The organism is Flaviaesturariibacter aridisoli (genome assembly GCF_004343705.1).
Lineage (GTDB): Bacteria > Bacteroidota > Bacteroidia > Chitinophagales > Chitinophagaceae > Flavisolibacter > Flavisolibacter aridisoli.
On the sequence record NZ_SKFH01000001.1, the window covers coordinates 198,840 to 212,633 of the forward strand.

Below are 13,794 nucleotides of genomic sequence, written 5' to 3' on the forward strand. Positions count from 1 at the left end.
TTTTGGATTTTACGGCAGTATGCGGAGCTTTCTCATCTTGCTGCTGTTGGCGGCAACCGCCTGTGGCGGCCCGGCCAACGATCCCCGTTACCAGGAGGCGGTGGTTACCGATACGCTGATGCAAAGCGATTCGGGCGCCGCCTTCCGCGACAGCATGCCCACCGACGGCACCGTGGTAAACGATACGCCGCTGCACACCGAATCCTACAAGGGCACTGTGGATACGAAAGGCGTGGCGCCGGCACAATTGCTGGCTTTTGCCCAAACGCTGATCGGCACGCCCTACGTGTACGGCAGCACCGACCCGAAAGTGGGTTTCGACTGCTCGGGCTTCATCACCCATGTATTCAACCACTTCGGTATCAGCGTACCCCGTTCCTCCGTCGACTTTACAGGTGTGGGGCAAACGGTCGACACGCTGGCCGCCCGTCCCGGCGATCTTATACTTTTTACCGGCACCAACCCGCTGGAGCGGCACGTGGGCCACATGGGCATCGTGGTAGACCGGGGCCCCGAGGGGTTGCGCTTTATCCACTCCACTTCGGGTAAGGCGATGGGTGTTACCATCACCCCCTTCAACGACTACTACAAGGGCCGCTTTGTGCGGGTGGCGCGTGTGTTTCCCTAAGCGGGCCCTTGTTCCGAAACCGGTGATTCCTTTGTTTGCAATTCCCGAATCATCCGCTGGGCGCGGGCGAGCCGGATGCGGTTGTTTTTTGCCACGAGCTTATGCGTCAGCCAGTGTTCCACTTTGTGGTGCAGCGGTACAAGGATCGCCGCCAGGACCACCATAATCACCAGCATCCATACAGGCGAATGGTGTGTGGCCGATCCGATGTAAGGGTGGAGCAGGAGATTGAGAAACTCAAACAGGATGAGCAGGGAAACAATGCCCAGGAAGCGGATGGTCTTTTCGTTGGCAACGGCAGTATGGCTGAACGCCAGGAAACCAGCGATGATGGTTACCAGTGCAAGGGCGATAGCGGCATATTGCAGGTTGTGCTGGCGCTCTTCTTCGGCTTCGGCACGCTTAACTGCCTCTTCCTGCTCGTGGAGTGTTTCGTTGAGTGCCATATCCTTGATCGCATTCAATTTATCGCTGTTAAACAAGGAGTCTTGGTAAGCTAACTGCAGCGTAGCGTAATGAAAGGCGCTGTCATAACGATGCATGCTGCTGTATATGTTCTGCAACTGCGCTACGTTCTCAAGCAGGGGGCCTTTGGCCTGGCTTGCCCGGGCGCTTTCCATACCCTGCAGCGCCATCCGGCGCGCTTCTGCCATCCTTCCCTTTTGAAAGAGGTACTCGCTGTAAAATTTTGCAGTTAGGGCATCGATGAAAGTGCGGCTGTTACCGGTAGTATCGATACTGTTCTGGAAATAGCTATCCGCCAGGATGTCGTTGCCTTTCGCAGCATAAGCTTGTGCAATTATAGACGCCATGATTTTTCCCCGGGGATCCCGGTTTTTCTGCATCAGGTCGAAGCAAGGCTGGGCATAGTAAAGTGCTGAATCCAGCTGACGGGTATACTGGTAGACAATGGCTGTGAAGTATTGCACGCTTGTAAACGCTGGGTCTTTGCTGCTGATTCTTGCGCGCACCCGCTGCAGGTATCGCAGGGATTCCCTGTAGTTCTTAAGGTCAATGTACATCGAAGCAAGGCCGAGTTCAATCCCGGTAATCTGCGTTGGATATTTCGCCTCTGCGATCCGTAAAGCCTTAAGCAAGTATTCCATTTCCGGCCGGGATTCGGTGCGCCAATCAAAGTAGCCAGCTGCGCTGCAATAGGAAATCATTTTTAAACTATCGTTGCCCGAACGAGCCGCGTCCAGCAAGAGCGTATCTACATGCAAATGGGCGCGGTCCAACTGGCCGTCTGCCAGCAAAAGCGCAATGAGGCCGGCGCGCAGACGGAATTGCGGGTACGTCTCCCCGGTCCCGTTGATCTTGCGCTGTATGGAGTCGATTTTGGCAGCTAGCTGTGCGGATGTCGCCAGCGACAGGGCAAGCAGGAGTACAAGCAGGCGGAATTTTCTCACGGCGCAGGTCAGATTTGGTGTACGAAAATAAGCTTTCCGGTGCGGGGCGGCTGCCCTGTGTTTTTAGTTGGACCAGTCCGGAAGCGCTGCCAGGACCCTGAAAGCAAAAGCGCCCGTGGAGGGCGGGCGCTTTGTTGGGAAAGCTCTATTGTTTATTTGCCGGTGAAAGCCGGCTTTCTTTTTTCCAGGAAGGCCGATGTGCCTTCGCGCATGTCGTCGGTGGCAAAACTTTCACCGAATGCCCGGATCTCGGTTTCATAGCCGTTCTGCGACTCGTCGTACACGGCATTGGCGGCCGCGATGCAGTGCGCGACAGCGATGGGTGCTTTGCTGTTGATGGTGTCGAGCAGCGCGCGGGTTTTGGCGAGCAGTTCGTCGGGCGTGGTAACGTGGTTAACGAGGCCCCACTGTGCGGCAGTGGCAGCGTCGACCATGTTGCCGGAGAGCAGCAGCTCCAGGGCGCGGCCTTTGCCCACCAGCTGCACAAGGCGCTGCGTGCCGCCGTAGCCGGGGATGAGGCCGAGGTTCACTTCGGGCTGCCCGAAGCGCGCATTGTCACTGGCGAGGCGGAAGTGGCAGCTCATAGCCAGCTCGCAGCCGCCGCCGAGGGCGAAGCCGTTGACGGCCGCCACGATCGGCTTGGCACTGCGCTCGATGCGGTTGAATACCGTCTCCTGCCCATGGCGGGCGAGGTTTTCCCCTTCTTCTTTCGACAGGCCCACGAACTCGCTGATATCGGCCCCGGCCACGAAGCTTTTCGGCCCCGCACCGGTAATGATGGCCGAGCGGATCTCGTTGTTGTTCTCGATCTCGCTGATCACCGACGCCAGCTCCGTGATGACGTCTTTATTCAATGCATTGAGCTTTTCCGGACGATTGATCGTTACCGTCAGAATGCCGTTTTCGAGAGACGTCAAAAGCGTTTGATACATGAAGGAAAGGTTTTGATGGTTTTGAAGGTTTTGGGAGTTTTGAAAGGTTTGTAGGTCCATGACCGGTAGGTAGCAGGTTGCCAGTTAACCAGTTAACCAATAGACTAATCAACTAGAACGCCCGGTGCTCTTTCACCCAGCTGGTAATATAGCCTGCAATGTCAGCGGTAGAAGTGCCCGGTGCAAACAGCTTACCTACTCCTTTTTGCTGCAGGGTCTGCATGTCTTCGTCGGGGATGATGCCGCCGCCGGTGAGCAGCACGTCGTGCAGGCCTTTTTCTTCCATCAGGGCGCGAACCTTCGGAAACACGGTCATGTGGGCGCCGGAAAGGATGGAGATGCCGATGGCGTCGACGTCTTCCTGCAAGGCGGCCGCCACCACCATCTCGGGTGTCTGGCGCAGGCCGGTGTAGATCACCTCCATACCGGCGTCGCGCAGGGCCGTGGCGATCACTTTGGCACCGCGGTCGTGGCCGTCGAGGCCTACTTTGGCCACCAGCACACGAATGGGACGATTGAGCGTATCCATAGGCGACAAATGTAAGGGTTAATGTGCTCCCCTTCCCTTTGGGGAGGGGTTGGGGGATGGGTCTGCTGCCTTACCTTGCCGCTATGAACCGGAACGAAAAATGGCTGGCAGGCGCGCTCATTACGATAAAGCTGCTGCTGCCCTTTTTGCTGTCGAGCAACGCCTTTGGCCTGCACCGCGACGAATACCTGTATTTCGAGCAGGGCCGTCACCTCGACTGGGGCTTTCTTGAAAACCCGCCGCTGCTCGGCCTCCTGGCCCGCATCAGCGCGGCGCTGGGCGGCTCGCTGTTCGTCATCCGGCTCTGGCCGGCACTCTTCGGGGCGGCCACCTTGTGGTTGCTGTTCCGGCTCGTCAAAGGATTCGGCGGCGGCTTCTACGCGCTGCTGCTGGCGGGCATCGGCTACCTGCTGTCGGTGTTCCTGCGCATCCACATCCTCTTTCAGCCGACCATCCTCGACGTCTTTTTCTGGACGGCCGCCTGCCTCTACCTGCAGCGCTACCTGCTGCACGAACGCCGTGCCGACCTCTATGCGCTCGCCGTGGTGCTGGCCCTCGGCTGGTGGGGCAAATACTCGGTGCTGTTCTACATTGTGGCGCTCTTTATCGCTCTCCTGCTCACACCGCAGCGGCGGCTCCTCGGCCGGCGCGACTTCTGGCTCGCCGCGGGCCTCGGCGCCCTGATCGTTTTACCCAATGTACTCTGGCAATACCGCCACCACTGGCCGCTGGCGCACCATATGGCCGAACTGCGCGAAACGCAGCTCAAATACCTGAATAAGTCCGACTTCCTCCTGGAGCAGGTGAAGATGTTCCTGCCGGCAGCGGCGATCCTGCTGGGCGGGTTGTACTGGCTGCTGAGGCACGCCCGCTTTCGTGCTTTCGGTTGGTTGTACATCGGCATCATCTTCCTGCTCGTACTCGGCTCGGCGAAAGGCTATTACTCGGTAGGCATCTACCCGATGCTGCTGGCGGCAGGCGGGGTATGGCTCGAGGAAAAACTGCGGCGTCCCGTAGTGCTACGGGTGCTGGTACCGCTCGCCATGATCGTGCTGGGGCTGCCGATGATCTGGCTGCTCCTGCCGCTGCAACCGCCTGCCGCCATGGCGGCATTCAACAAGCGCTGGGGACTCGCCGACAAAGGCGTGCTGAAATGGGAAGACCAGCACAACCACCTCCTGCAACAGGACTTTGCCGACATGATCGGCTGGGACGAGCTTGCCCGCAAGGCTTACGACTACTACGATGCGTTGCCCAGCCCGCTGCGCGACAGCACCGTGATCTACGCCCGCAACTACGGCTTTGCCGGTAGCCTGCTGTACCACGTTGAGGATACGTCGTTCCGCCGCCGCGTCATTTGCGACAATGGCACCTTCCTGCTCTGGATCCCCGACACGCTGCCCTACCGCCACCTTTTGTTCGTGGGCGAAAGCGCCCCGGAAAGGGGAGACGAAGTATTCGAACATTTTGAAAAGATCATCCGTGTGGACTCCTGCACCAACCCTTACTCGCGGCAATACGGAAGTCCCATCCTCTTTTTTGAGAACGCCGATACCGCTGCCTTCCGGATGGCGGAAAGAGGCCTCCGGGCGATGAAGGCGGAGTTTGGGGAGTAGCGCGCCGTCATTGCTTCGCTGCGCTCGCAATGACGCCAAAGGCGTCGCGCAAGCGACGCCTTTGGCTTTCTGCGTTATCCGCGCGCATCTATCCCAGTGTCGGCAGCACCTTCCGGATCCGTTCGATCGTCTCTTCCGCGCCCAGCACTTCGGCGATGGCGAACACGGGGGGGCCGAATTTGCCACCCACCAGCATGATGCGCAGGGGCAGCTGCAACTCGCCGGGCTTGATGCCGGCTGCTTCGGCGCATTGCTTGAACAGCGATTCGAAGCTGGTCGCGTCGGTAGCCGTAGAAATACGGTCGGCGTAGTGCTCGAAGAAGGCGCGCTTCTCGGGCGTCCACTTGGCGGCGAAGGCTGCCGTATCCCATTCGGCGGGCGCTGTAAAGAAGAAGCCCGCCTGCGTCGCAAAGTCGGGCAGTACGGTGCAGCGTTCCTTGACGAGGTCGATCACGGTGGCGAGCTTGCCGTCTTCGGTGGCAATGCCTTTCCCGGCAAAGAGGGCCTTTACGTCGGGCAGCAGGCGCTGTGCCGGGCTGCGCTTGATCCATTCGTGGTTGAACCACTGGGCTTTTTCAAAGTTGAACTGCGCACCACCCTTGTGCACTTTTTCCATCTGGAAGCGCTGCACGAGCTCGTCGAGCGAGAAGAGCTCCTGCTCGGTGCCGTCGTTCCAGCCGAGGAGGGCCAGCAGGTTCACAAAAGCCTCGGGCAGGAAGCCGCGCTCGCGGAAGCCTTCGGTCTGCTCGCCGCTCTTGGGGTCGTTCCAGGTGGCGGCGAACACGGGGAAGCCGTACTTCGCCCCATCACGCTTCGACAGCTTGCCGCTGGGGCCGAGGATGAGCGGCAGGTGGGCCCATTGGGGCATCGCGTCTTCGCCGAAGAGCCAGCGCCACAGGAGGATGTGCACCGGAGCGGAAGGGAGCCACTCCTCGCCGCGGAAGGCGTGGGTGATCTTCATCAGGTGGTCGTCCACCACCACGGCCAGGTGGTAGGTGGGCATGCCGTCGGCCTTGAGCAATACTTTATCGTCTACAGTGGCCGTGTCGAAGGAGACGGCACCGCGGATCATGTCGGTGAAGGTGAGCGTTTCGCCTTCGGGCATCTGGATCCGCACCACGTGGGGCGTGCCGCCGTCGAGCAGCGCGCGGACTTCCGCTTCGGGGAGGTTCAGCGAGTTGCGCATCTGCCCGCGCACATGGCGGTCGTATTGTGGCGTAGGGTTGCTGTCGGTGCGGAGGCGCGTGCGCATCGCGTCGAGTTCTTCGGGCGTGTCGAACGCGTAGTAAGCTTTCCCTTCCGACACCAGGCGTTCGGCGTAGGCGCGGTACAGCTCCTTGCGCTCACTCTGGCGGTAGGGGCCGAAGGCACCGCCCTTCCGGGGGCTTTCGTCGGGTTCGAGGCCGCACCAGCTGAGGGTTTCGTAAATGTATTCTTCGGCGCCGGGCACATAGCGGCTCTGGTCGGTGTCTTCGATGCGGAGCACGAAGTCGCCGCCGTGGCGGCGGGCGAACAGGTAGTTGTACAACACGGTGCGCACGCCCCCCAGGTGAAGGCCGCCTGTAGGGCTCGGCGCAAAGCGAACACGGACTTTTTTCGACATGGGGCAAAAGTACGTCAATCGTGAATCGCGGACGGACAACGTGAGGCGTGAAGCGTCAGCCCTGAAAGCCTACGCCCATAACGGCGAATGTCCCACAGCAGGTGCGGGACGTTCCGCTTCCGCGCTTCGCGACTCACGCTTCACGCATCCTGCTGCCCGGCCTGTACCTTCGCCCCGTGCACCGCTACTTCATCAAAACGCCTTGGCTGGTTAAGCGCCTTTTTTCCCGCTACGAGTGGGATGCGCCGGCGGCCGGCAACACGGTCTACCTCACCTTCGACGACGGGCCGCATCCGGTCATCACGCCCTGGGTGCTCGACCTGCTGGCGGAGCATGGGGCCAAAGGCACCTTCTTCTGTATCGGTAAGAACGTGGCCCTGCATCCCGGGGTCTTCGCACGTATTACTACGGAAGGTCACGCCGTGGGCAACCACACCGAAAACCACCGCAACGGCTGGAAGACCGATACGCGCGATTACCTCGATAACGTGCGGCTGGCGGCGGCCCGTATTTCTTCGGATCTCTTTCGCCCGCCCTACGGCCGCATCCGCGCGGCGCAGGCCCGCGGGCTCGCGCCCGCCATGGGGCGGCCGGCACCGAGGGTGATCATGTGGGACGTGCTCAGCGCCGACTTCGATCAGTCCATCACACCGCAGGAATGCATCGCCAATGTGCTTGCCCATACCGTACCCGGTTCCATCATCGTGTTTCACGACAGCGACAAGGCCTGGCCGAATCTGAAAGAGACGCTTCCCGTAGTTCTACGGTCTTTCCGCGAAAAGGGATTTCAGATGAAAGCGATCGGCCCCCTGTCCCCCGAAGGGGGCACTTAGACGGATGCTTCTCTGTAGATCCGCATCATCATACAAACCCATTACTTTCTATGTTCGTTGAATATTTGAATGGGCAACTTTAGGAGTGTCCCAGCAAGCAAAGCTTTTCAGCCTAAGTGCCCCCTTCGGGGGACAGGGGGCTGGGCCGGGCCTGTCCTATCCTGGAACAAGAAGGGCCGGGGTTGATACCCTGGCCCGTTTTTAATCCGTACCCTATGAAAACTAGGTCAAAAGTATAGGTTTTTAGTATTACGGCAAACTAATTTGGTAAGTGGAATTATTTAGCGTGAAGCTGGCTGAGTTGTCGCAATTGCCCCCTCCGTAGTCGAGTAATCCATCCCAGCGGCCACCGCCGGAGCCCAGTCCGCGATGGGTGCGCACGGTTCCCTGGCGGATCCATCGGCAGTCGAAACTTTTGCGCAGCGGGCTCTCGATCCGGGAGGTCCAGGTGCTGATGAGGTTGCCGGTGCGGAGCGTACCGGTGGCGCCGCCGGTAACGGAAAAGACGTCGTCGGAAGGGTGGGGCGTGGCGAAGCCTTCGGTCTGCTGGAGCTGGCGCTGGCCGCTCCACTGCACATAGCTGCCGTTGGGCCGCTCGATCCGTCCGTCGGTGACCGTGATGAGGTACCGGCGGCCCGAAACCGGCCCGGTGCCGGGTGGGGTTACATTTTGGAGCAGGTGGGTGCCGCTGATCGCCAGGGAATCGATGTGGTAGTTGTCGAAGGTGGTAGTGGCCTGGGCGCCGGGCTCGGTGAGGCGGCCTGTATACTCGATCATGATCCTGCCGGAGCGGTTGCGGCCGTCGCGGGCGGTGCAGCCGCTGCCGAAATCGAGGGTGACGCGCAGCGGGAAGGCGCCGCTGCCCAGGTGCTGCAGGGTGATCGTAACGCAGGCCAGGCTGTCCGGGCTCAGCCGGCGGCCGAAGATGCCGGTGCCGCCGATCCCTACGTCGGTGTTGACACCGAGCACGTTATCGAACACCTCTTCGCGGGCAAACGAGACCTGGGCATCCCCGCGCACCGCTGCCAGGGCGATCTGCAGCTCTTCCTGCTCGGTCAGGTCGGACTGGCTGCGCTCTTTTTTGCAGCCGAGGAACAGGCCGAACAGTGCAAGGAAAAACGCGTATCTGGAAAAAGTTCGGTACATCATGATGCAATTAGGACGGCTCAAACGATGCCGCTTAGCGGGTTGGTCCTCCTTAAGAGACGCCCTCCCGGGGAAGGTTTAAAGGTATCTTAAAAAATATTTTCCCAGCTTTGCCCGCTATGACCCTGATCGACACCCACGCCCACCTGTACCTGCCCGAGTTCCGGGAGCAATGGCCCGAATTGCTGGAGCGCTGCCGCACAGCCGGCGTGACGGAGATCCTGCTGCCGGCGATCGACTCCGAAACCCACGCCGCGGTGCTGGAGCTGGAGGCGGCCCATCCCGAATGCCGCGCCATGATGGGTCTTCATCCCTGCTCGGTGGCGGCCAATTTTGAAGAGGAGCTGGCCCTCGTGCGCCGCTACTTCTCGGAGCGCCGCTTTTGCGCGGTGGGGGAGATCGGTCTCGACTTTTACTGGGACAAGACCTTTACGGAGCAGCAATACAGCGCTTTTCACCAGCAGATCGGCATCGCCCTCGAATACGGGGTACCCATCGCCGTGCACTCGCGCAACGCTACGGCCGAGGCCATTGAAGTGGTGCGGCAGTACCCGGGCCTCCGCGGTGTGTTTCACTGCTTCGGCGGCACGCTGGAAGAAGCAGAGGCGCTCATTGGACTCGGCTTTTACCTGGGTATCGGCGGGGTGCTCACCTTCAGGAATTCGGGCCTCGACAAGGTGGTGGCGGCCACCGGCCTGGAACAACTCGTGCTGGAGACCGACGCGCCCTACCTGGCGCCGGTGCCCTTCCGCGGCAAGCGCAACGAGCCATCCTACCTGCGCCACGTAGCCGAAAAACTGGCCGAAGTGACGGGGAAAAGCTTGCTGGAAGTGGCGGAGGTAACGACGAGAAACGCCCGGGCGTTGTTTGGGCTGGCCCCCGAATGACCCATCCCCAACCCCTTCCCGAAGGAAAGGGGCTAAAATGGGAAAGGATGAAATTTGGGAATTGCATTCACGATGGACGCCTCACGCCTCACGCCTCACGCCTCACGCTTCACGCCTCACGCCTCACGCCTCACGATGGACGCCTCCCGCCTCCTGCTGGTACAATATTTTCCCTTCTGTCGCAAAGCCTCAGAATGGAAACCGTGCCTCCTGCCACACCAGCGTCCTACGACCGGGCGCGCCACGACTTTGTGATCCAGAAAGTGCAGCCGGCGCTGCTGGGCCTGATGGACGGCTCCGTATCGACGCTGGCGCCGCTGTTTGCCACGGCCGGCATCACCCACAACGGGATGAGCGCGTTCTACGTGGGGCTGGCGGCCTCGCTGGGAGCGGGCATTTCAATGGGACTCGCCGAGGCGCTGTCCGACGACGGCAAGGTCACCGGCCGCGGCTCGCCGCTGGGGCGCGGCCTCATCACCGGGGCCGCCACGTTGCTGGGGGGAATGCTCCACACCCTGCCCTTCCTCCTGGGCGACCTCTCGGCCGCCCTGCACCTGGCCTACTTCGTGGTCATCCTCGAGCTCCTCGGCATCGCCTGGATCCGCTACAAGTTCATGGACACGCCCCTCGCCAAAACCGTCGGGCAGGTCATCGTCGGCGGCGGGGTGGTGTTCGCCGTAGGCCTCTGGCTGGGAACAACCTGATAGGTTTTTAAGGTTTTCAAGGTTCTTAAGGTTCTATAGGAAGCTTACCGCTGGCCTTCAGCCCAAAAACCGTCAGAACCTTAAGAACCCTCAGAACCCCTAAACCCATTTATAGTCGTTTGCTCCCGGTTGGACCGGAAAGTTGGCTTATGTTTGCCGCCTAACTTCAACGCATGCAACTCACCGCAAAACTCATACAATTGCTGCCGCTGCAAACGGGCAACGGCAAGAACGGACAGTGGAAAAAGCAGGACGTCATCGTCGAAACCGAGGGCACCTATCCCAAGAAGGTCTGCATTTCCATCTGGGGCGACAAGATCGATGCCTCCCTGCTCCAGCCGGGCTCGATGCTCAACTTTGATTTCGACGTGGAAAGCCGCGAGTTCAACGGCCGCTGGTACACCGACGTAAAGGCCTGGCGCGTGCAGCCCGCCGCCGCCGCGGCCCAGGGCCCCGTCCCGAGCACCGGCGACACCTACCACGACTTCCCTCCCGGCGATATGGGCAACGAAGACCTGCCGTTTTGATCGGCAAGCGGCCATCGCGAATCGGCAACGGAAGGGCCTTCAGGGCGGGTACTTTCCCGTATCCCGGACGAATTCTTTCCCGATTCCCGATTGCCGGTTCCCGAAATCGCCTATCTTTGCCGTCCTAAAACAGGAGACGTGTCCGAGTGGTTGAAGGAGCACGCCTGGAAAGTGTGTATACGGGAAACTGTATCGCGAGTTCGAATCTCGCCGTCTCCGCCTCCGCCCGCCGAAGCTCGAAGAGCGAAGGCGGGCTTTTTATTTTCGAAGCCTGCTGCCCTTGGGGCGGGCTACGGCGGACGGAGTCCGCACCGGGAAATCTACCGAAGCTCGAAGAGCAACAGCGGTCCCCGACCACCGAAGCGCGAAGAACAACAGCGGTCCCCGACCACCGACGCGCGAAGAGCAACAGCGGTCCCCGACCGCCGAAGCGCGAAGAGCAACAGCGGTCCCCGACCGCCGAAGCGCGAAGAGCAACAGCGGTCCCCGACCACCGACGCGCGAAGAACAACAGCGGTCCCCGACCACCGACGCGCGAAGAACAACAGCGGTCCCCGCCCGCCGAAGCGCGCAGCGCGAAGGCGGGCTCCGGTTGCCAAAGGCCAAAACCGCATTTTCAATTAGAAAAAAACCATTTTTTCCCGGGCTTTTTCCCATGGCGGGGTCGGCTGGAGGGTGCAGCTTTGACTGATGCAGTACGTTTACATTCTCCGTTGCACAGATGGAAAGTATTATGTCGGATGCACCTGCGATTTTAAGGAACGTATGGGGCGCCACCGTCGGGGTGAGGTAAAATTTACCGCCAGCCGTCTTCCGTTTACCGTTGTTGCCGTGATCGGGTTACCCGACAAGTACAAAGCCCTTCAGCTGGAAGATTACCTGAAGACCGGGTCGGGTAGGGCCTTTGCGCGGAGGCATTTTGTATGAATGCAGGTGGGACCTTCCCCGCCCTGAAATCAGGCCTTCGGCCGTTCCTGCCACAACAAGTGCAGGCAATAAGCGCCGATGGCCATCACCGTGTCGCGCACGGCCACATCGAAATATTTGCCGGTCAGCACGAGGTTGACCGCGATGCCCAGCAGCCACAGCGCAACAATGAGGCTGCCCACCTTCGGCCGGACCAGCACGAGGATGCCCGCTACGATCTCGATGACCCCCACGATGCTCATGAATGTGGACGCTGGTACGATGCTGGCGATCTGCGGCGCGAGGTACTGGTTCCAGTCGGTGAGCACGTGGAAGAACTTGTCGGCCCCGGCCACGATGGGCACCAGCCCATAGGTGAACCGAAGGATCGTCGCGGCCCGCTGGGCGGGATCGGCGCCGGCCACGTGGGCGGGTGCCGTGTAAGGAGCGGAAAGGGTTGCCATAGTTTGCGGTTTTGGTATATAGTGTCCGCATGCCGGCAAAAGGTTACAGGCAGCCCCCAAAAAGCGCCGACCGTTCGCAACGGCACAACGACACAACGGGCACCCATCCTACAAACCATCATACAAGTACCGGGTAGCAGAAAGTGCCAACCTTTAGGACCCTGGCGCAAGAAAAAAATCTGCGTCAATCCTAAAAATCATAAAAAATCTGCGGCCTGCCCCGCCCTGGCGGGGTTCTTTCTCCCGGGAATGCTCATCGGAAGGGATCACTCCACTTCGCATCCGTATACAGCGCCGTGCCGCTCAGCGTTTGTAAAAAGGCCGTCACCGCGTTCACTTCCGCCGCCGTCAGGTTGAGCCGCTGGCCGTTGCCGCCCGGCATCAGCCGTGGGTCGAGGTTGTTGTTGCCGGGCGCCACGTTGATGTTGCCGTAATGCCCGAGCACCTGCTGGATGCTGGTGAACACCGCGGTGTGCATCATCGGTCCGTTGCCTCCGCCGCCGGGGCGCAGCAGGTCGCGCAGGGAAGGAGCGCGGGTGTTGCCCAGGTCGAGGCCCGCACCGCCGATGACGCCGATGATCCCGTTGTTGCGGGTAGCCGGGTCGATGTCGAACTCGGGGGCGTTGTGGCAGCCGTTGCAGCCGAGGCCGCCGCCGCTGCGGTTGCTGCCCGTAAACTGCGGCGGCTGCAGGAACAGCTGCTTGCCCTGGTTCTCCTGCGCGGTGAAGTTGGGAAAGGGCGCGCCATCGTTGGGCACCTGCGCGCGGCCCGCGTCGTACTTCGAGTCGAAGCTCTGGATGCTGCGCACGAACTGGGCGAGGCATTCCTGCAGCCGCGCCTCGGTAACGGACGCATCGCCATACACGAAGCGGAACAGCTCCTGGTAGTAATCGATGGCGCTGAGTTTGGCGAGCAGCGTGGCGATACCCGGCCGGCCCGCCGTGCCGCTGAAGCCCATCTCGGCGTGGTCCTGGATCGGCATCGTGGTTTGCTGCTCGAGCGTGGCCGCCCGCTCGTTCCAGAAGAATTTCGCCTCGCGCGCATACCGCGCGTTGACGAGCCGCATCGAGTGCCGCCCGGTGGAGCCGCCTTCCACGCCCGCGCTCACCAGCGCCGTATCGCTGAAGGCAAAGGCCTGCTTGTGGCAGGACGCGCAGGCCACGCTGTTGTTGATGCTGAGTGCCTTGTCGTAAAACAGCACGCGCCCCAGCGTGGCCTTGCCGTCGGAGATCGCGTTGCCGCCCGTGTTGTCTTTCACGATGTAGGCCGGCCGTCCCTGGTTCGCGTAGTTGGCCAGGTGGGCGAGGTCGATCTTCCCACCGAAGGCCGCCGCAACGGCGGGGTAGGAGGCGGGCACTGCCGGCGCGGTCCCTTCCTTTTTGGAGCAGGAGACGATGAGGGCAATGCTGGCTGCGGTCAGGGAGAGGATCAGTGTGCTTTTGCGCATGCGGACGGTTTTTGGCGGGAAGGTTTGGAGGTTAGACGGCAACGGGAGGAAATTCCTGCGGGAAGTGCACCAGAAGGATGCAGATTGGCCGTTTTCGGAGTCTAACAGAACGGGTTACCAAAACTCTTTGCTGGCAAAATGCCGTAGAAATACGGTGGAATGT

Annotated in this window: 14 protein-coding genes and 1 tRNA gene; 8 read left to right on the plus strand and 7 right to left on the minus strand. The window is 60.8% G+C overall.

The features are described 5' to 3' along the window. Positions 1-19: 19 nt before the first annotated feature. Complete coding sequence (locus tag E0486_RS00895) at positions 20-628, plus strand: C40 family peptidase (protein ID WP_131850249.1); 609 nt, start codon at positions 20-22, stop codon at positions 626-628. On the opposite strand, the gene E0486_RS00900 is transcribed toward E0486_RS00895, so the two are convergent. The 3 genes from E0486_RS00900 to E0486_RS00910 all read right to left on the minus strand — a co-directional run bounded on the left by E0486_RS00900 (position 625) and on the right by E0486_RS00910 (position 3,498). Further along, the gene (locus E0486_RS00900; protein WP_131850250.1) at positions 625-2,037 is read right to left on the minus strand and encodes a hypothetical protein; all 1,413 of its coding nucleotides are present in this window, start codon (positions 2,035-2,037) and stop codon (positions 625-627) included. The genes E0486_RS00895 and E0486_RS00900 overlap by 4 nt on opposite strands. Before the next feature lie 152 nt (positions 2,038-2,189). After that, positions 2,190-2,969, minus strand: a complete 780-nt coding sequence (locus E0486_RS00905; RefSeq protein ID WP_131850251.1) for an enoyl-CoA hydratase/isomerase family protein — start codon at positions 2,967-2,969, stop codon at positions 2,190-2,192. 112 nt (positions 2,970-3,081) lie between these two features. Continuing rightward, positions 3,082-3,498, minus strand: coding sequence for a cobalamin B12-binding domain-containing protein (locus E0486_RS00910; RefSeq protein ID WP_131850252.1), 417 nt, complete (start codon positions 3,496-3,498; stop codon positions 3,082-3,084). 83 nt (positions 3,499-3,581) lie between these two features. Here E0486_RS00910 and E0486_RS00915 point away from each other — a divergent pair, with 83 nt between their 5' ends. After that, positions 3,582-5,114: a glycosyltransferase family 39 protein gene (locus E0486_RS00915; protein WP_165917136.1), complete on the plus strand. Its 1,533-nt coding sequence runs from the start codon at positions 3,582-3,584 to the stop codon at positions 5,112-5,114. Between the two features lie 88 nt (positions 5,115-5,202). Here E0486_RS00915 and gltX read toward each other — a convergent pair whose 3' ends face one another. Further along, on the minus strand, positions 5,203-6,717 hold the full coding sequence (gene gltX, locus E0486_RS00920; protein WP_131850254.1) for a glutamate--tRNA ligase: 1,515 nt from the start codon (positions 6,715-6,717) through the stop codon (positions 5,203-5,205). 176 nt (positions 6,718-6,893) lie between these two features. Here gltX and E0486_RS00925 point away from each other — a divergent pair, with 176 nt between their 5' ends. Then, positions 6,894-7,550: a polysaccharide deacetylase family protein gene (locus E0486_RS00925; RefSeq protein ID WP_131850255.1), complete on the plus strand. Its 657-nt coding sequence runs from the start codon at positions 6,894-6,896 to the stop codon at positions 7,548-7,550. A gap of 249 nt (positions 7,551-7,799) precedes the next feature. Here E0486_RS00925 and E0486_RS00930 read toward each other — a convergent pair whose 3' ends face one another. Then, positions 7,800-8,699 (minus strand): hypothetical protein, encoded by a 900-nt coding sequence (locus E0486_RS00930; protein WP_165917137.1) that lies wholly within the window; start codon positions 8,697-8,699, stop codon positions 7,800-7,802. A 116-nt stretch (positions 8,700-8,815) separates the two neighbouring features. Here E0486_RS00930 and E0486_RS00935 point away from each other — a divergent pair, with 116 nt between their 5' ends. The 5 genes from E0486_RS00935 to E0486_RS19335 all read left to right on the plus strand — a co-directional run bounded on the left by E0486_RS00935 (position 8,816) and on the right by E0486_RS19335 (position 11,741). Then, positions 8,816-9,583: a TatD family hydrolase gene (locus tag E0486_RS00935; protein ID WP_131850257.1), complete on the plus strand. Its 768-nt coding sequence runs from the start codon at positions 8,816-8,818 to the stop codon at positions 9,581-9,583. A gap of 194 nt (positions 9,584-9,777) precedes the next feature. After that, positions 9,778-10,287 (plus strand): VIT1/CCC1 transporter family protein, encoded by a 510-nt coding sequence (locus E0486_RS00940; protein ID WP_131850258.1) that lies wholly within the window; start codon positions 9,778-9,780, stop codon positions 10,285-10,287. Positions 10,288-10,460: 173 nt separating this feature from the next. Further along, the gene (locus E0486_RS00945) at positions 10,461-10,814 is read left to right on the plus strand and encodes a DUF3127 domain-containing protein (RefSeq protein ID WP_131850259.1); all 354 of its coding nucleotides are present in this window, start codon (positions 10,461-10,463) and stop codon (positions 10,812-10,814) included. Between the two features lie 132 nt (positions 10,815-10,946). Then, a tRNA-Ser gene (locus E0486_RS00950) sits at positions 10,947-11,033 on the plus strand. Positions 11,034-11,504: 471 nt separating this feature from the next. Next, the gene (locus E0486_RS19335; RefSeq protein WP_131850260.1) at positions 11,505-11,741 is read left to right on the plus strand and encodes a GIY-YIG nuclease family protein; all 237 of its coding nucleotides are present in this window, start codon (positions 11,505-11,507) and stop codon (positions 11,739-11,741) included. 29 nt (positions 11,742-11,770) lie between these two features. Here the strand turns inward: E0486_RS19335 and E0486_RS00960 are convergent, their stop codons facing one another. Both E0486_RS00960 and E0486_RS00965 read right to left on the minus strand, forming a co-directional pair. Continuing rightward, entirely contained in the window at positions 11,771-12,184 is a 414-nt protein-coding gene (locus tag E0486_RS00960) for a hypothetical protein (protein WP_243697345.1), read from the minus strand. A gap of 253 nt (positions 12,185-12,437) precedes the next feature. Then, complete coding sequence (locus tag E0486_RS00965; RefSeq protein ID WP_131850261.1) at positions 12,438-13,631, minus strand: cytochrome-c peroxidase; 1,194 nt, start codon at positions 13,629-13,631, stop codon at positions 12,438-12,440. Positions 13,632-13,794: the final 163 nt, after the last annotated feature.